This window comes from Candidatus Methylobacter favarea (assembly GCF_902806695.1).
In the GTDB taxonomy this organism is placed as follows: Bacteria; Pseudomonadota; Gammaproteobacteria; order Methylococcales; family Methylomonadaceae; genus Methylobacter_B; species Methylobacter_B favarea.
The window spans coordinates 18823-35256 of the sequence record NZ_CADCXN010000113.1 but is presented as its reverse complement, the minus strand read 5'-3'; the positions used below and the strand labels follow the sequence as shown (position 1 = coordinate 35256).

Here is a 16434-nt window from a genome sequence, read left to right as displayed (position 1 = left end):
AATTAGGGGCAAAAACATATCCCCGGCGCTGATGTTTCAGAGAAGACTTTTACTCGCCACTTCGTAAACATCGCCGGAAATCGCTTCAGTAGAAATAATTCTTTTTAGTTGTGCCGTCATCAACTCCTGTCTTGCCTTATCATACCGGCGCCATGAAGTTAACGCATTCACCATGCGGGAAGCGACCTGCGGATTGAGGGAGTTCAGGGCAATAATCTGATCGGCGAGAAATTGATAACCCTGACCATTGGCGGCATGAAAATGCAGCGGATTGGCCTGGCTGAAGGCTCCGATTAAAGCTCTGACGCGATTCGGGTTTTTTAAGTCAAAGGCCGGATGCTTCATGAGTGACAGAACCTTGGCAAATGTATCCGGCATGGGACTGGAAGCTTGCAAGGCAAACCATTTATCAATGACCAGCGCTTCGGCCTGCCATTGCCGGTAAAAATTATCCAGACAGGATTGTCTGGCAGGATGCGGATTATTGACGATAACCGCCAACGCTGCAATTTGGTCAGTCATATTTTTAGCGGTGTTCTGGGCTGTAGTCGCCCACTCCTGAATCTCTTTATTTTCCAGTTTGCCTAAATAACCCAGGCAAGTGTTTTTAATCCGTCTGCGTCCGATAGCGCCGGCATCAAACTGCCCTGACTCTTCACGATTATTGGCCAGGTACAAGGTTTTAAACTGCGCTTGTAGCTGTTCAGCTAGCGTTAGTGCAACACATTCTCTGGCTTTATGAATGGCTTCTACATCAATAAACTGCATTTGCTCTGCCAGATAGGTTTCCGAGGGCAGGCTGAGCAATAAGGAAAAATAGGATAAGTCATCCCAGGCTTGCTCCAGTACCTGTTTGAATGCCTTGATAAAAACTGGATTTACCTGGAGTTCCCGGCCTTGTTGCACATCGGCGATTAGTCCTGAGATTATCTGGCCGGCCAGCTGTTGTCCCGCTTCCCAACGATTAAAGGTATCGCGGTCGTAGCTTAATAAAAAGGCCAGTTCTTCAAGACTGCGCTCCAGCACCAGTTTAACAGGTGCTGAAAATCCTCTTAGAATGGAAAGAATGGGCTTTGACGCCGGTAAATTCTCGAAAGTAAAGGATTGTTCTGATTGGGTTAGCGGCAGAATCACTTCTTCAGTGGCCTGATTCGTGCCTTGCATCAGGCAGGAAGCTATAGAGCCGTCGCTATTAAGCAGGCCTATTCTAACGGGAATATGCAGCGGTTCTTTAACCGCTTGCCCGGGAGTCGGCGGGCAGCTTTGCCTGAGGGTTAAGGCAAGCGTTTTTGTAGCTTGATCATAATGCTGCTGCACACTTACTACCGGCGTGCCGGCCTGGGAATACCAGCGCCGGAATTGTTTCAAATCCGCCGCGTTGGCGTCTTCCATGGCCTTGATGAAATCATCGCAGGTAACGGCCTGCCCGTCATGGCGCTCAAAATATAAATCACTGCCTTTGCGAAAGCCTTCAGCTCCCAGCAAGGTATGTATCATTCTTACCACTTCCGCGCCTTTTTCATACACGGTCAAGGTGTAAAAATTGTTGATTTCAATGTAGGACTCAGGGCGTACCGGATGCGCCAGAGGGCCTGCGTCTTCGGCAAACTGGCGGGTGCGCAGCATATTGACGTCTTCAATGCGTTTTACGGCTTTCGAGGTCCGGTCGCCGGTAAATTCCTGATCGCGAAATACCGTAAAACCTTCTTTCAGGCTGAGCTGGAACCAGTCCCGGCAGGTGATGCGGTTGCCGGTCCAGTTATGGAAATATTCATGGCCGATAACGCCTTCAATATGCTCATAATCAGAGTCAGTGGCCGTATCGGGCCGGGCCAGCACAAATTTGGTATTGAATACATTAAGTCCCTTGTTTTCCATCGCACCCATATTGAAATGGCTTACTGCGACGATCATATATAAATCCAGATCATATTCGCGTCCATAGACCTTCTCATCCCAGCGCATGGCGTTTTTCAGCGATTGCATGGCATGGCCGCATTTATCGATATCCTGTTTTTCGACGAAGATTTGCAAGCTGATGCGGCGGCCGGACAGCGTCGTAAAGCTGTCTTCCAGACATTCCAGCCGCCCGGCAACCAGCGCAAATAAATAACAGGGCTTGTTGAACGGATCTTCCCAGGTCACCCAGTGAAGATTACCGGGCAATTCGCCTCGATCGACTTTGTTGCCATTCGACAATAAAACCGGATAGCGATTCTTATCGGCAACCAAAGTCGTGGTAAATTTCGCCATCACATCGGGACGGTCCAGAAAATAAGTGATTTTTCTAAAGCCTTCCGCTTCGCATTGCGTGCACAACATGCTGTTGGACAGATATAGCCCTTCCAGGGCGGTATTGGCTTTCGGATTAATCAGGTTTTCGATGATAAGGATAAAATTTTGCTGCTGCGGCACTTCATTAATAATTAATGAGTCATGAGTCAGTTGGTACTGCTCTTCGGTCAGGTCATTCCCGTCATTCAGATTTATACGGATTAATATCAGGTTTTCGCCGGCTAAAGTCAGTGACTGGTCGCGCGACTGACTGGCGGGGTTGCGGCTCATGGTGAGCCTTGAGGTAACCCGGGTTTTTTCCTCATCAAGGACAAAATTCAGGGCCACGTTGTGAATAAGATACTCGGGAGCTGTATAGTCTTTCAGGTAAATGGTGTGGAGATTAGCGTCGCGCATTATTTTTTTCCTGGTAATGTCAAGTTGTTCCTGGCGGCGAAAAGGCTAAGCAATAGCCAGGCTGTTAAAAAAGCAAGGCCGCCGAAAGGGGTAATTATACCCAGACCTCTTATATTTAATATTGCCAGTAAATATAAACTGCCGGAAAAAAGAATTATGCCGATGAACATCAGCCACCCCGCCCAACGCAACAGGCTGGAATCAGGCGCTTGCTGCCGGATAAGCCCAATGCTGATCAGGCCCAGCGCATGCCACATATGATAGGTGACACCGGTTTGATAAACGCTTAACATTTCCGGACTTAACAGGACTTTTAGGCGATGCGCGCCGAAGGCGCCCATGCCGACGCCGATAAATGCATTTATAGCGCCGAGAAATAAAAACACAGAATGCACTGTTATTCCTCCCTCAGCCTGGGCATGAGCTGCACCAGATTGCAGGGCCGGGTGCGGTAATCAAGTTGCTCCCTGATTAATACATCCCAGGCGGTGCGGCATGCTCCTGATGAACCGGGCAGACAAAATATATAGGTCGCATTGGCGACGCCGGCAATGGCCCGAGACTGAATGGTCGAGGTTTTAATTTCCTGATAGGAAATCATTCTGAAAATTTCGCCAAAACCGGCCAGCGTCTTATCCAGCAAAGGCTCAACCGCCTCCGGAGTGCCGTCTCTGCCGGTTACGCCCGTGCCGCCTGTGGTTAATACTACATTAATCGCATCCGCGGCAATCCAGCTGGAAACCGCGGCCCTGATCCGGTAAATATTATCAGGCACAATTTTCTTTTCAATAACGCAGTGTCCTGCATCAATTGCGCGCTCAACCAGCAGGTTGCCGGATACATCATCGGCCTCAGTACGGCTGTCGGATACCACCAGCACGGCAATGTTTAACGGTATAAATTGTTTTTCAGCAGTCACGGTTTTATATCAATATGAAAAAATGCCCTGTCGACTCTTTGCTGATTCGGCAAAAATACAGATTTCTGTTATTGATATGAGCAATAACATTTTTAATCTTTGACATTACTTTAACACAACAAAGAAGCCTTCCTGTCCCCGCTGAATATTAAGCAGCAAAGCCTCGTTAGGATCAACCACCTGTCTTAATTCGACAAGATTGCGAATACGATAGCGATTAGCGGAAACGATAACGTCTCCGGCGCGGAGACCAGCACGCCAGGCAGGCGATGAACTGTCGATTTTGGCAATTAAAACCCCTTCAACCTGATCCTTTTGCGTTGCAGTCAATAAGGCGCCCCGCAGTCTCGGGTGGAGATTCTCTCCGGCCAATTGTGCGCGCGTCGCTTTGCCGATAGTGGCGGTAACTTCTTTTTTTTCACTGCCGTGAAAATATTCCAGGCTCACCTGATCGCCAATTTGCATAAGGCCAATGATATTGCGAAGATCATAGCTGTTTCTAATCGGTCGGCCATTAGCGGCGACAATAATATCGCCGGGCTCCAAACCGGCTTTTGCGGCCGGGGAGTTACTTTCAATCCGGCTGATAACCGCGCCTTGCCTGCTTTTCAGATTAAACGCATTGACCAGTTCAGGCGTCAAATCCTGGGTGATTACCCCTAACAAACCGCGGCGGACTTCCCCGTGTTTAACCAGCGCGTCCTTAATCGTCATAGCCATATTGGAGGGAATGGCAAAGCCTATGCCGACATTTCCGCCTGTGGGTGCGAGAATCGCCGTGTTCATGCCGATGAATTCGCCCCGCAGATTAACGAGCGCGCCTCCGGAATTGCCCGGATTAATTGAAGCATCGGTCTGGATAAAATCTTCATACCCTTCTATGCCAAGACCGGAACGTCCCAGGGCGCTGATAATGCCGGATGTTACTGTCTGGCCCAGGCCAAACGGATTACCGATGGCGACGACAAAATCACCGACTTTCAACTGGCTTGAGTCGGCTATTGGCAGCTGTGTTAAATTATCGGCAGGAATATGAATTACCGCCACATCGGCTTCGGGATCGGCGCCGATTAATTCGGCGTTGAGCTGGCGCCCGTCATTTAAGGTCACCATAATTTTACTGGCCTTATCGATTACGTGATTATTAGTCAGGACATAGCCGTGCTGGCTGTCGATAATCACGCCTGAACCCAGACTGTTACGCTGCAGTTGACGGGGCTGATCAGGCACATTAAAAAAGTAACGAAAAAACGGATCCTGCATGAGCGGATTGTCCCTAATCTCGATATTGGTCGATGTCGAGATATTCACTACCGCCGGCATGCTGCGCTCAAGCATCGGAGCAAGCGAGGGCAACTGGCCGCCTTCGACAAAAGCCGGCAGGGCAGCCTGAGATATCGGAGGAATAAAAATGGATAAAAAAGATATACATACCAGCTGTTTCAATAACTTATTCTTCATTATGGCTCCCTGAGCGTTAAACGGCTTAATAGACACTATATATTTAAAAGTATTTAATACAAGACCCAAGGTTAAAGTCTATAGTTTCCTGACCATCGGGACATAATAATCTACTATCCAATTAAATGATCTCGCTTAAGTTATTTTGATGGCTGGGGAGTTGAACACTGAAGACGGCGGGCTTATTCGCAAGTGAATCCCGCATAACAAATGGCCGGGCGCCCGGTTTAGCGAATTATGCGTCGAAATGACTGTACAGGAATCCCGAGGCGAAGTTTTATTTAAAAAAGGAAATACGGACACCGACCTTGTCTATTTGTTAAAGGGCGAAGTTATTCTTAAGGCAGAAGGCCTTATCGGTGAAGTTATTAGCGCTGGAAGTGAACCTGCACGATTTGCATTAGCTCACAAGATTTCGAGAAAAATTGATGCAATAGCAAAGAGAATAGTGCGTTTTTTGCGCCTCGATGCTGATATTGTTAATAGTCCGCCCCCCTTTGTTATAAAGAGGACAACTCGTATATGGTCACTGAAGAGCCTGAAGCCGATCAGGATGACTGGATGACAGCCTTACTGAAATTGCCAGTTTTTCAATGCCTTCCGCCCATAAATTTACAAAAAATTTTAATGAGCATGGAAATGATCAGTTTTAATAAAGGCGAGATCATTGTTGAGCAAGACAGCGCCGGTGATTACTTTTATTTGATAAAAAGCGGGGAATGCCAGCTAGCCCGAAAGCCGTCGCCAACCGCGAAAGATATTAAATTAGCCCGACTGCGAAACGGTGACACCTTTGGCGAAGATGCTCTGATATCCGATGCGCCCCGGAATGTAACCATTACGGCATTGACGGATATGAGTTTATTGCGTCTGGAGAAAAAACATTTTTTATCCTGGGTAAAGAAGCCGTCTTTAAAGTTTGTAAATTATGCAGTGATGCTGGAGGCATTAAAACAGGAGCCGCTTTAATCGATGTTCGTTCCCAGGAGGAATATAATGTCCGGCATTTGAATTACAGTATTAATGCGCCGTTTTTCTCACTACGAATGCAGCTTAAGACCCTGAATCGTGAAAAACCCGTGATCGTTGTTTGCGCTGACGGAAAGATCAGTGAGGCGGCGGCATTTTTATTGCTTAAGCATAAATTTAACGCCAGGATTTTAAAAGGCGGAATGGAAGGCATTGCGCCCGATCCGGGCAATGAAACCGCTCATTTTAAAATAGACGACGGCATTGAGACGCTGATTGAATCCGGAGAAAGCGTTGCTCTGAAAAATCGGCCGGAGTCTGATGATCATTCACTAGTTGCTGCCGGTAGCGATTGGGAAAACCAGATAAAATTTCTTAAATCAGAAAATGAAAACCTGAGAAAAACGAACCGTCAACTCACGGATAAATACCGGGAGCTGACGCTTGAAAAGGAGCATATTGAAAAGCGGTATCGAATTTTATCCAGACAGATGGAAAAATTGACTCAGGTTCTGGAGAGACTTAAGGCCGCTAAATGAAGGATTCAATCGGAACAGTCAGCAAAACCACAGAACAATCAGCTGTGGTTTGGCCACATAAGCGAGATCAGCAAGCCGTAATTATTTGATTTTGGCTTCCTTGTACAGCACATGTTTGCGAACAACCGGGTCAAATTTTTTAATCTCCATTTTTTCAGGCATGGTTCGCTTGTTTTTTGTCGTGGTGTAAAAGTGCCCGGTGCCTTCCGTAGAAACCAGTTTAATTTTATCGCGCATTTTCTCTCTCCTCTTTAGATTTTATCGCCATTACTGCGCATATCAGCCAGAACAGCATCAATGCCCTTTTTATCAATGATACGCATGCCCTTGGCGGAAATCCGAAGACGAAGCCAGCGGTTCTCGGTTTCTACCCAAAATCGGTGGAATTGCAGATTGGGAAGAAAGCGTCTTTTGGTTTTGTTGTTGGCGTGTGATACGTTATTACCGGTAATCGGATGTTTTCCTGTTACCTGACATACTCTGGACATGATGAACCTCTAGTCTGTGCCTAAATCTGAAAGTTAGCTGGTCTTTATACCAAAAAATCTTTTCAAGGTAAATAACAATCTATAAAATGAACCTTACTAGCGCTGACCAGGTATGTTTTAAAGTAATCAAATCGACTTGTCGGCTTCAGATCTCGGCCCCATCATTGGCTTCGTCCTCAAAGGGACGTTTCCTTATTGCTTTAACAGGATAATAATGCTTATCAAGTTCGGTATGGTCATGGACTCCATAGCCCATATAAATATTAAAAAAGATACCAGTTTTGCCATGTTGCTTGAAGCCCAGGCTAGGGGCTGGGAATTGCATTATATGGAGCTTAATGACTTGTATCTTAGAAACGGCAGAGCTTATGCCCGGACCAGGACCTTACAGGTTGAGCGCCATGAACAACAGTGGCACCGGTTTATTTCAGAACAGGATATTCCACTGGATCAGCTGAATGTAATTATGATGCGCAAGGATCCGCCTTTCGATCAGGAATATATTTATGCCACGTATTTATTGGAACGCGCGGAAAATTTGGGTGTCTATGTGGTAAATAAACCGCAGTCGTTGCGGGATGCCAATGAAAAGCTTTTTACCGCCTGGTTTCCGCAGTGCTGCGCTGAAACCCTGGTGGCCAGAGAAGCCGCCAGAATCAGGAGCTTTCTTCAGGAACAGGGAGAAATTATACTAAAGCCCCTGGATGGCATGGGCGGCACATCAATTTTTCATTTGCGTCCGGGCGATCCCAATCTCAGCGTGATACTGGAAACTATGACTCAATATAACAAGCGGTATGTTATGGCGCAAAAGTATCTGCCCGCAATTAAGGACGGCGATAAGCGCATTATAGTGGTTAACGGTGAAGCAGTGCCCTATGCCCTGGCGCGTATACCGGCTCAAGGTGAAACCCGCGGCAATCTTGCGGCCGGCGGCTCTGCGGAAGGCCGTCCATTGACAAAAAGAGATCACTGGATTGCCAGTGAAGTCGGGCCTGCACTCCGGCAAAGGGGGCTGGTTTTTGCAGGACTTGATGTAATAGGCGATAAGCTGACTGAAATTAATGTAACCAGCCCTACCTGCGTGCAGGAACTGGATCGTCAGTTTGGGCTTAATATTGCCGGGCTGCTGATGGATCATATTGAAAAGACGATTCACTAATATGACAAATCCGGCAACGTTCTATCCGTCTGCTTCTTCATCCAATAATGATTCGTTATTGGTAGCCCTGTTTATGGCGGCTGTCGCACATGTTGTTATTATATTGGGTATTGGTTTCACACCGCCTCAAGCGGAAAAAACCAGCAGATCCATAGACATTACGCTAGTCAATACACCGGTCAAAAAAACCCCTGAAAAAGCAAAATTTCTGGCTCAGGAAAATCAGCTGGGCGCAGGCAAAGAAAGCAGAAAACCCGAACCGCCAGCACAAAAGCTTTCCAGCCGGAACAATAGCCAGAAACAACAGCTCAATAAGAGCGCGCAGCAGCAAAGCAGGCCCAAAGCAAAGCAAAAAATTATTACCCGGCAAAAAGCTGAAAACAAGCTCGTTGCGGCAACGGCTAAAGCCGCTGTTGCCAATACCAAGGAAAAACATCCGCACTTATCGCGCGAGACTTTACAGCAACAAATTACCCAAATGGGCACCGAGATCAGGCACAGCCAGCAGAATGCTGATCAGGCCAAGGTAAAGTTCGTTAATTCAGTGAGTGCGCATAAATATGTGGCCGCTCAATATATAAAGGATTGGGAAGGTAAAGTGGAACGAACGGGCAATCTTAATTACCCGGAAGTGGCGGCCAAGAAAAATTTCTCGGCTACACTGATTATGGATGTAGGTATTAAGGCAGACGGGGATATTTACAGTATACGCATCAATCAGTCTTCCGGAAATCAGGCTCTGGACGAAGCAGCTGAACGAATTGTCAGAATCAGCGCGCCGTTTGCGCCTTTACCAACTGAACTACTTAAAGAACTGGATGTTCTGATAATCACCAGAGTATGGAAGTTCTCTGATGAATCAGGCATGACCACACGATAGGAATATTTGCAAAGCTAACCACTAACACGATACATAAGCCTATGATGAGCCGCGCTACTTACTTTAACAACCAGTTTATTATCGCCATGCCGGGTTTGGCGGATCCTAATTTTTCCCATACCGTAACCTATTTATGCCAGCACAATCAAGAGGGGGCATTAGGCATAGTCATTAACAGGTCGGCACAAATGAAGCTGGGCGAAATTTTTAAGCAAATGGATATACGGGCAACTTCTTCCGTTGCAGCACAAGCCCCTGTATTTGCTGGCGGCCCTGTACAGCAGGAGCGCGGTTTCGTGATCCACCCTGCCGGAGGCAATTGGGATGCTACCTTGCCGGTCTCAGAAGCCATTTCCCTGACCACCTCCCGGGATGTAATCGAGGCCATTGCTGTAGGAAAAGGGCCTGAAAAATACCTGGTCGCTTTAGGTTATGCAGGCTGGGGCGAAGGGCAACTGGAAAAAGAAATGCTGGATAATGCCTGGCTGAATACGCCTTTTGCTACCGGAGTTTTATTTGATACACCGGTTGACCTGCGCTGGAGCGCGGCAGCGGGGCAAATTGGTATTGATATTAATCAATTAACCATGCCGGCCGGACATGGCTAAATCCAGTCCGTTGTTCTGCACTTAATCACTGCCGTAGAGCCAGTCTTGCTTATTGACTCTCATCTTGCCCCTTGTCCACCTGGCCTTTTGATCAGTTAGAGGCCAGACTATGCGAGATCCCTTGTTATCCAAAGCCCATGCCGATACTTATCTGGGCTTTGATTTCGGTACTAAAAAAATAGGCGTAGCGGTAGGTCAAACGACCACCTCTACAGCCAGTTCACTGCAAACCATCCGTTCTATTAATCAACGTCCTGATTGGGAAACAATCAGGACGTTGATAAACGAGTGGCAACCTGCAGGCTTAGTGGTGGGTATTTCAAGACAGGCGGACGGTTCGGACAACGCTGTGACCTTGCGCATGTTAAAATTCTGCCGGCAACTGGAAGGCCGCTATCAACTGCCTGTTTATCAGCAGGATGAAACCTTGTCGACATTTGAAGCCAAGCAAATGCTATTTGATGAAGTCAGCCTCACGGCAACCAGACTCTGGAAAGTACAGGATCAACTGGCTGCCCAGCTTATCTTGCAGACCTGGCTCAATAACCACACTACCCAAAATGACCCTGAACTACCTACAAATTCCTGACCTGCTTAATAACCTGGAAGCCGCGCTGAGACGCAGCATTGTTGAAAGAAAACTGACTAGCCCGCTGATGATAGGCATTCGTACCGGCGGCGTATGGATTGCCGAACACATGCATCAGCGGCTCAATATCGAGGAAGCGCTGGGGCTTCTGGATATTTCCTTTTACCGGGACGATTTTTCCCGGATCGGCGTCAATCCCAATGTAAAGCCCAGCCAATTGCCGCCAAATATTGAAGGTCGTGACATTATCCTGATCGATGATGTTTTTTATACCGGAAGAACTATCCGTGCAGCCTTGAATGAAATTTTCGATTATGGGCGGCCCAAGCAGGTGGTTTTGGCAGTGCTGATAAAACGTGACGGCAAACAAATTCCAATCAATCCCGATTGCGCCGGCGCAAGCATTATCCTGAATGCAGACCAGCGCCTTAAACTGACCGGTCCTGAGCCATTGACTATTGAGTTGCAAACCATCGAAGTAGCTGCCTAAATCCATGCCTGATGACTTGCAGTTAAATCAGGAGGGTAAGCTCAGGCATTTTCTGACTATCGAGGGCCTGGACAAAAGCCTGTTAACAGAAATTCTGGATATGGCTGAATCATTTGTAGGCATGTCCGGACAAAAGGTTAAAAAAGTCCCTTTGCTGCGCGGCAAAACTATCGTCAACCTGTTTTTTGAAAACAGCACGCGCACACGCACGACCTTTGAACTGGCTGCAAAACGCTTATCCGCCGATGTGTTAAGCATGAGCATTGCGACCTCTTCAACTTCAAAAGGCGAAAGCCTGCTCGACACCATTCGCAACCTGCAAGCCATGCATGTGGACATGTTTGTGGTGCGCCATGCTGTCAGCGGCGCCGCCCATTTTATAGCCCAACATACTGCCCCGCATATTAGCGTCATCAATGCCGGCGACGGGCAACATGCTCATCCAACCCAGGCCATGCTGGATATGTTTACCATTCGCCAGATAAAAAAAGACTTTTCAAATCTGCGCGTGGCTATTATCGGCGATATTCTGCATTCCCGTGTTGCCCGCTCACAGATTCAGGCACTAAATACCCTGGGCGTTGCCGAAATCAGGGTTATCGCTCCCAAGACCCTGCTCCCTGCGCATGTTGAAACATTGGGCGTCAGGGTTTTTCATAATCTGACGGAAGGACTCAAGGATATGGATGTTATTGCCATGCTGCGCCTGCAAAAAGAACGCATGAGCTCGGCGTTGCTGCCCAGTGAAAGCGAATATTTCAAATGTTTTGGGCTTACTGAAGATAAGCTGAAAATCGCCAAGCCCGATGCCATCGTTATGCATCCAGGGCCGATTAACCGCGGTGTCGAAATTGATTCAAAAGTGGCTGACGGCCCGCAGTCGGTCATCCTGAAGCAAGTCAGCAACGGCATCGCCATCCGTATGGCGATTATGGCTATGGCGATGCAAAAACAGGGACTTGCCTGATGAATCAGCTGCACATTAAAGACGGAAGACTCATCGACCCGGCCAGTAAAATCGACCGCATCGGCTCTATTTATATCGCTGCCGGAAAAATTATCTCCGTCACTGATGAGCCGGCCGGTTTCCAGCCCACCCATGTCATTGACGCCAAAAACCAGATAGTTTGCCCGGGCTTTATTGACTTGAGTACGCGCCTGCGGGATATGGGACACAGCCGCAAGGCAAATTTTAAAAGTGAAACCCGTGCTGCGGCCTGCGCCGGCATAACCACCATGTGCCTGCAGCCGGATACCACTCCGCCTATCGATACGCCGGCAGTTGCGGAACTGGTCAGGGATCTGGCGAAAAAAGCCGGCTATGAGCAAATTTACCCGATCGCCGCCCTTACCCAGAAACTGGAAGGCGCGGAATTAAGCTCCATGCTGTCGCTGAAACAGGCCGGCTGTATTGCCGTCAGCAATGCTAATGAACCGGTAAAAAACCTGCTGATATTAAGGCGGGCATTGGAATATGCCGCGAGCCATGACTTATTGTTAATGTTTCGGCCTAATGACTTTTGGCTGAGCAATAACGGCTGCGCCCATGAAGGCGCGTTTTCAACCCGATACGGACTGCCGAGCATCCCTGATGCCGCTGAAACCATAGCACTGGCCCAATGCCTGGAACTGGTCGAACTTACCGGCTGCCGCGTGCATTTTGGCCAGTTAAGCTGCAAGCGTTCGGTAATCAAGATACATCAGGCAAAAAAATACGGCCTGGATGTCAGCGCGGACGCCGCCATTCATCAGCTGCATCTAACCGAAAATGATATGGCGCCTTTTGACAGCATCTACCATGTATTGCCGCCTTTACGCAGCGAGACCGACAAGCAGTATCTAAGACATGGCCTGGCTAGCGGCATGCTCGACAGTCTGTGCTCTGATCATCAACCCCATGATCTGGATGCCAAATTGGGTGCATTTCCGGAAACAGAGCCGGGGATGTCATCACTGGAAACCGTCTTGCCATTAATGCTCAAACTGGTCGCAGAAAAAGCCATCACACTGGAACAGGGCATAGCAGCGCTGAGCAAAAATCCTGCCCGTATTCTCCGCATAAAAAGCGGCGCCTTGACACCTGGCTTTTCCGCGGATGTATGCATTTTTGATCCTGACCTGGACTGGCAAGTCAACTCTGACAACTGGAAAAGCCAGGGCATCAATACGCCTTTCTGGGGCCGGACATTGAAAGGCCGGGTAACCTGCACCGTGCAAGCGGGCAGAATTATTCATCGTCTGGAAGACTTTTAAGGCAAGGGCCATCCCCACGGCCGCGGGCGAATACATTCAAACGGGTCGAGGCAGCAGGATTGCGGCCTTTGACGAGCAATATCAAGGCTTGTTGGTATGGAATAAAGCAGTGAAATTACTAAAGTTAACCCGCAAACTATTCTACAACGAACGCATTCCGGAGAAATTCCCCGGCGCTTAAGCCTGACAAATGTTGGGTATTTGAGGTCTGGCGTATAGCAAAACCTCAAGAAAAGCCTTGCTGTACATAGCAGCAAGTTGTAGCTGAATGTTTGCGCCAGCCGGTGCGAGCTGACCCTTTATCGATTCGTGCTGGGCTATTGTAAAGTCCAGAGTTTAAATAAGAGTTAGCTGAAATAAGTCAACTGCGGTTTTCTCACTTTATTATTGCTAAGCATGGCTCTGAAAAATATTTGAGCTAATACAAGTCACTTTTTTTAAGTATATTCCGAGAAAACTTACCAAACCCAGAAAGGGCACAAAAACGTTTAGCTCGAGTAATTCTACATACAATAAAGATCTTTCGGGCTGATCGTGTTCTCTAGTAATCGTCGGGTCATCTGATTCTAAAGCAGCTAATGGTCAACACCTTCATTGACTCGGGCGACTTACATATAATCAAACTCAAACCCCTTGACTCAATGCATAGTTGCTAACCTGACTCCGGGTTGCGCGGTGTTATCGAGCGTATTCTGATCAATTTGATAAAAGGCAATACCCGATTCTCCCAAGGCCGCCAGATAACGTTCCATATCGGTATGCCTTCTGACAGAAATACAGGCCTTAGCTAAGTCCTGTTCTATTAACTTTTTCAGAGAATTAACAATAAATCCGGCTTCCAATTTGGCACTAGCAAACACTGGATAATAGGTTCTACCCCAGTCGTTAGAGAACGATAACCTCTTTGTTCGTCTACGCCATTATCAAAGTCGTTCAAAAAGAATACCATTCAACAACGAGACCGCACCTCGTCTGATTTGCTCAGTTGTTCGGTAGTTAACCCGTAACTTACGGCTACGGCCAATGATTTTAATGCCACATTGACTCAAAACCACTTTGCTACCATAAATTCGTTGGCGAGCCTCTCCGAGAATGAATAAATCGTTTTTATCCTCAGGGACCATTTGCCGAATTAACCGGAAGGCATTCAAACCAAAATCTTCGCCCTTATCGATAATGAGGCCGGTTAGGGTAATTGAATAGATTTACTTTGGATTAGCGTAAGCGCATCTGGGTAGACGTCTTCCGATACTTTGAGCCCTGCGTCATTTAGCCCCAATCGGTAGTTTTCAAATACTGGTCAAACTTCTTTTCTAAGAATCTGTTCAATATCTTCTCAGCAATAACGCCAAGACAGCCAAATTGACAAATTGTAAGCGGGTGTCAAGCAAGCGTTCGGTATTTTTCCAGCCCGGCAAAGAATCGCTCGATTACCCCACGTTACGCAAGCACCGCCAAGGTATGAAGCTCATGGCGTTTGGGGACTTGTAGGGCGGCACCTGGCGAACGCTGGACGGCCTCAGCAAAAGGCTGCCCTGTAAAGCCGCCATCGCCTAACAGCGAAGCAACCGCCGATAAGCCTGTCAAGTTCCGGGCAATGGCCTCCAGCGCCCCCAGGTGATCGGTGATATTGGCCGTGGTGACGGCTATCGCAGGCGGCAAAGCTGGGCTATCAACAAAGATATGACGCTTGAGGCCCGCTACCTTTTTGCCGGCTTCATAAGCTTTATCTCTGGCGCCATCGGTGTTTTTGACGCTTTGAGCATCAACGATGCACAAGCTCGTCTTGGCGCTGCGTCCCGGTTTGAGCCGGGGCGCGCAGTTCGGAACATCGTTGAGCAGCTTGACAGCAGTTGCGGAAAAGCCAGAATATTAACATGCCCGCCGGACACGGGTATTCAGCGCCACGGACGGCAAGTTGCCAGTTATGCGATCGCTTGATTTAAGCACAATACTCAATCATGCATTCACATCCTTGTGCCTGGATTCCCACGCCCTGCCGGAATGACGAAACTTTTTGATGATCACAATCCGCAAAAATGACCACGCAAAGTAAATAAGAAAATTGTGCACATTCCTTTAAATGATTAGGCTTTTAAGATTTGCCTTACCCCTGCAAAATCTTAAATCGCTTTCTTAATTCGCTCCATAGCATTCTGCAGATTCGCCATGCTGGTCGCTATCGAAATCCTGATATGGCCGGGGCAGCCGAAAGCAGAGCCTGGCACTAAGGCAACGCCGGCTTTTTCGATTAAATATTCGGAAAATTCCAGGTCGTCGTTGATACCCTCCAGTCTGGCTATAAGCTTTTTTACGCTGGGGAAAACATAAAACGTACCGTCTGTTTCAAGGCATTCTACGCCGTCAATTTTATTGAGCTCGGAAACTACATAATCATGGCGTTGTCTGAATTCGGTGCACATGCGGTCAATAAAGCCTTGGTCGCCGGTCAGGGCGGCTTCTGCCGCAACCTGCGAAATGGAGGTCGGGTTAGAGGTGCTTTGCGACTGAATAGTGCCCATGGCTTTAATCAGGTTGGCAGGGCCTGCCGCATAACCGATGCGCCAGCCGGTCATGGAATAGGCTTTGGAAACGCCGTTTAAGACGACTGTGCGGTCATAAAATTCAGGGTGGGCATTTAAAATATTAACAAACGTGCCTTGCTCCCAGAGTATATGTTCATACATATCATCGGTTGCGATAATAATCTCGGGAAAATCCTTGAGCACATCGCCCAAAGCCTTGAGCTCTTCCAGGGAATAGGCAATACCTGATGGATTGGAGGGGCTGTTGATAAAGATCAGCCGGGTTTTAGCGGTAATGGCCGCGCGCAATTGCTCGGGCGAAATTTTAAAATGCTGATTCTGTGTGCTTTCAATAATAACCGGCACGCCGTCAGCCAAAAGCACCATGTCAGGATAAGAAACCCAGAAGGGTGCCGGAATAATAACCTCATCGCCCGAGTTAAGCAGGGCCTGGGTTAAATTGTAGGAACTTTGTTTGCCGCCGCAGGACACCAGAATTTGATTAAGCTGATAATCAAACCCGTTATCCTTTTTAAATTTAGCGATAATGGCTTTTTTCAGGCTGGGAATGCCGTCAACGGCCGTATACTTGGTAAAGCCATTGTCCAGGGCCTTGACTGCTGCCGCTTTAATATGATCCGGGGTGTCAAAGTCCGGCTCGCCGGCGCCGAGGCCGATGATGTCTTTGCCTGCCGCGCGCATTTGCGCGGCTCTGGCTGTTACGGCCAATGTGGGTGAAGGTTTGACTGCTTTGACTCTGTCAGAAAGTTTGATGCTCATGGTCCGCCGTGTAAAATTCAGGTCTAAAATAAAGAATTATACGCTATGTATAATGGCTTTCTAAAAGCCTAGTGTTAAAA

Annotated in this window: 18 protein-coding genes and 1 pseudogene; 10 read left to right on the top strand and 9 right to left on the bottom strand. The window is 47.9% G+C overall.

Annotated features, from left to right (window positions below; all coding sequences use genetic code 11):
- Window positions 1–36 precede the first annotated feature (36 nt).
- From pepN to HUX64_RS17315, 4 genes are all read right to left on the bottom strand, one after another.
- Window positions 37–2691: an aminopeptidase N gene (pepN, locus tag HUX64_RS17330; RefSeq protein ID WP_174627460.1), complete on the bottom strand. Its 2655-nt coding sequence runs from the start codon at window positions 2689–2691 to the stop codon at window positions 37–39.
- Complete coding sequence (locus HUX64_RS17325) at window positions 2691–3086, bottom strand: DUF423 domain-containing protein (protein WP_174627459.1); 396 nt, start codon at window positions 3084–3086, stop codon at window positions 2691–2693. The genes pepN and HUX64_RS17325 overlap by 1 nt, the downstream gene beginning before the upstream one ends.
- A gap of 2 nt (window positions 3087–3088) precedes the next feature.
- Complete coding sequence (gene moaB, locus HUX64_RS17320) at window positions 3089–3610, bottom strand: molybdenum cofactor biosynthesis protein B (protein WP_174627458.1); 522 nt, start codon at window positions 3608–3610, stop codon at window positions 3089–3091.
- Between the two features lie 105 nt (window positions 3611–3715).
- Entirely contained in the window at window positions 3716–5071 is a 1356-nt protein-coding gene (locus HUX64_RS17315; protein WP_174627457.1) for a DegQ family serine endoprotease, read from the bottom strand.
- 247 nt (window positions 5072–5318) lie between these two features.
- Here HUX64_RS17315 and HUX64_RS19925 point away from each other — a divergent pair, with 247 nt between their 5' ends.
- The 3 genes from HUX64_RS19925 to HUX64_RS19915 are packed head-to-tail and all read left to right on the top strand — an operon-like array spanning window position 5319 to window position 6579.
- Window positions 5319–5636 carry a hypothetical protein gene (locus HUX64_RS19925; RefSeq protein WP_246247106.1) on the top strand — a complete coding sequence of 106 codons (318 nt, stop codon included), beginning with the start codon at window positions 5319–5321 and terminating at the stop codon, window positions 5634–5636.
- Window positions 5594–6040 (top strand): cyclic nucleotide-binding domain-containing protein, encoded by a 447-nt coding sequence (locus tag HUX64_RS19920; protein ID WP_246247105.1) that lies wholly within the window; start codon window positions 5594–5596, stop codon window positions 6038–6040. Before HUX64_RS19925 ends, HUX64_RS19920 begins: the two co-directional genes overlap by 43 nt.
- 38 nt (window positions 6041–6078) lie before the next feature.
- Complete coding sequence (locus HUX64_RS19915) at window positions 6079–6579, top strand: rhodanese-like domain-containing protein (RefSeq protein WP_246247104.1); 501 nt, start codon at window positions 6079–6081, stop codon at window positions 6577–6579.
- 81 nt (window positions 6580–6660) lie between these two features.
- Here HUX64_RS19915 and rpmG read toward each other — a convergent pair whose 3' ends face one another.
- Together rpmG and rpmB are read right to left on the bottom strand one after the other, a co-directional pair.
- Entirely contained in the window at window positions 6661–6816 is a 156-nt protein-coding gene (rpmG, locus tag HUX64_RS17305) for a 50S ribosomal protein L33 (RefSeq protein WP_174627456.1), read from the bottom strand.
- A 14-nt stretch (window positions 6817–6830) separates the two neighbouring features.
- The gene (rpmB, locus tag HUX64_RS17300) at window positions 6831–7067 is read right to left on the bottom strand and encodes a 50S ribosomal protein L28 (protein WP_174627455.1); all 237 of its coding nucleotides are present in this window, start codon (window positions 7065–7067) and stop codon (window positions 6831–6833) included.
- A 214-nt stretch (window positions 7068–7281) separates the two neighbouring features.
- Here rpmB and gshB point away from each other — a divergent pair, with 214 nt between their 5' ends.
- From gshB to HUX64_RS17265, 7 genes are all read left to right on the top strand, one after another.
- Window positions 7282–8229 (top strand): glutathione synthase, encoded by a 948-nt coding sequence (gshB, locus tag HUX64_RS17295; protein WP_174627454.1) that lies wholly within the window; start codon window positions 7282–7284, stop codon window positions 8227–8229.
- Between the two features lies 1 nt (window position 8230).
- Window positions 8231–9109, top strand: coding sequence for a TonB family protein (locus HUX64_RS17290; protein ID WP_174627453.1), 879 nt, complete (start codon window positions 8231–8233; stop codon window positions 9107–9109).
- A gap of 41 nt (window positions 9110–9150) precedes the next feature.
- Window positions 9151–9717, top strand: a complete 567-nt coding sequence (locus HUX64_RS17285) for a YqgE/AlgH family protein (protein WP_425484275.1) — start codon at window positions 9151–9153, stop codon at window positions 9715–9717.
- Between the two features lie 109 nt (window positions 9718–9826).
- The gene (ruvX, locus tag HUX64_RS17280; RefSeq protein WP_174627452.1) at window positions 9827–10306 is read left to right on the top strand and encodes a Holliday junction resolvase RuvX; all 480 of its coding nucleotides are present in this window, start codon (window positions 9827–9829) and stop codon (window positions 10304–10306) included.
- Window positions 10278–10796, top strand: coding sequence for a bifunctional pyr operon transcriptional regulator/uracil phosphoribosyltransferase PyrR (gene pyrR / locus HUX64_RS17275; RefSeq protein WP_174627451.1), 519 nt, complete (start codon window positions 10278–10280; stop codon window positions 10794–10796). Before ruvX ends, pyrR begins: the two co-directional genes overlap by 29 nt.
- A 4-nt stretch (window positions 10797–10800) precedes the next feature.
- Complete coding sequence (locus tag HUX64_RS17270; protein WP_174627450.1) at window positions 10801–11763, top strand: aspartate carbamoyltransferase catalytic subunit; 963 nt, start codon at window positions 10801–10803, stop codon at window positions 11761–11763.
- The gene (locus HUX64_RS17265; RefSeq protein WP_174627449.1) at window positions 11763–13049 is read left to right on the top strand and encodes a dihydroorotase; all 1287 of its coding nucleotides are present in this window, start codon (window positions 11763–11765) and stop codon (window positions 13047–13049) included. The genes HUX64_RS17270 and HUX64_RS17265 overlap by 1 nt, the downstream gene beginning before the upstream one ends.
- A 638-nt stretch (window positions 13050–13687) precedes the next feature.
- Here the strand turns inward: HUX64_RS17265 and HUX64_RS17260 are convergent.
- From HUX64_RS17260 to HUX64_RS17250, 3 genes and pseudogenes are all read right to left on the bottom strand, one after another.
- Window positions 13688–13909 (bottom strand): hypothetical protein, encoded by a 222-nt coding sequence (locus tag HUX64_RS17260; protein WP_174627448.1) that lies wholly within the window; start codon window positions 13907–13909, stop codon window positions 13688–13690.
- Window positions 13910–14374: 465 nt separating this feature from the next.
- Window positions 14375–14861: pseudogene (locus HUX64_RS17255) on the bottom strand (transposase); the annotation flags it as partial.
- A gap of 311 nt (window positions 14862–15172) precedes the next feature.
- Entirely contained in the window at window positions 15173–16354 is a 1182-nt protein-coding gene (locus HUX64_RS17250) for a pyridoxal phosphate-dependent aminotransferase (RefSeq protein WP_174627446.1), read from the bottom strand.
- Between the last annotated feature and the right edge of the window lie 80 nt (window positions 16355–16434).

Bases quoted from the DNA above. Each gene is read 5' to 3' on its own strand.
- HUX64_RS19920 (WP_246247105.1), top strand. From the start codon at position 5,594: ATGGTCACTGAAGAGCCTGAAGCCGATCAGGATGACTGGATGACAGCC.
- HUX64_RS17270 (WP_174627450.1), top strand. From the start codon at position 10,801: ATGCCTGATGACTTGCAGTTAAATCAGGAGGGTAAGCTCAGGCATTTT.
- HUX64_RS17315 (WP_174627457.1), bottom strand. From the start codon at position 5,071: ATGAAGAATAAGTTATTGAAACAGCTGGTATGTATATCTTTTTTATCC.
- gshB (WP_174627454.1), top strand. From the start codon at position 7,282: ATGCTTATCAAGTTCGGTATGGTCATGGACTCCATAGCCCATATAAAT.
- rpmB (WP_174627455.1), bottom strand. From the start codon at position 7,067: ATGTCCAGAGTATGTCAGGTAACAGGAAAACATCCGATTACCGGTAAT.
- HUX64_RS19925 (WP_246247106.1), top strand. From the start codon at position 5,319: ATGACTGTACAGGAATCCCGAGGCGAAGTTTTATTTAAAAAAGGAAAT.
- ruvX (WP_174627452.1), top strand. From the start codon at position 9,827: ATGCGAGATCCCTTGTTATCCAAAGCCCATGCCGATACTTATCTGGGC.
- HUX64_RS17265 (WP_174627449.1), top strand. From the start codon at position 11,763: ATGAATCAGCTGCACATTAAAGACGGAAGACTCATCGACCCGGCCAGT.
- HUX64_RS17290 (WP_174627453.1), top strand. From the start codon at position 8,231: ATGACAAATCCGGCAACGTTCTATCCGTCTGCTTCTTCATCCAATAAT.
- rpmG (WP_174627456.1), bottom strand. From the start codon at position 6,816: ATGCGCGATAAAATTAAACTGGTTTCTACGGAAGGCACCGGGCACTTT.
- HUX64_RS17285 (WP_425484275.1), top strand. From the start codon at position 9,151: ATGATGAGCCGCGCTACTTACTTTAACAACCAGTTTATTATCGCCATG.
- pepN (WP_174627460.1), bottom strand. From the start codon at position 2,691: ATGCGCGACGCTAATCTCCACACCATTTACCTGAAAGACTATACAGCT.
- pyrR (WP_174627451.1), top strand. From the start codon at position 10,278: ATGACCCTGAACTACCTACAAATTCCTGACCTGCTTAATAACCTGGAA.
- HUX64_RS17250 (WP_174627446.1), bottom strand. From the start codon at position 16,354: ATGAGCATCAAACTTTCTGACAGAGTCAAAGCAGTCAAACCTTCACCC.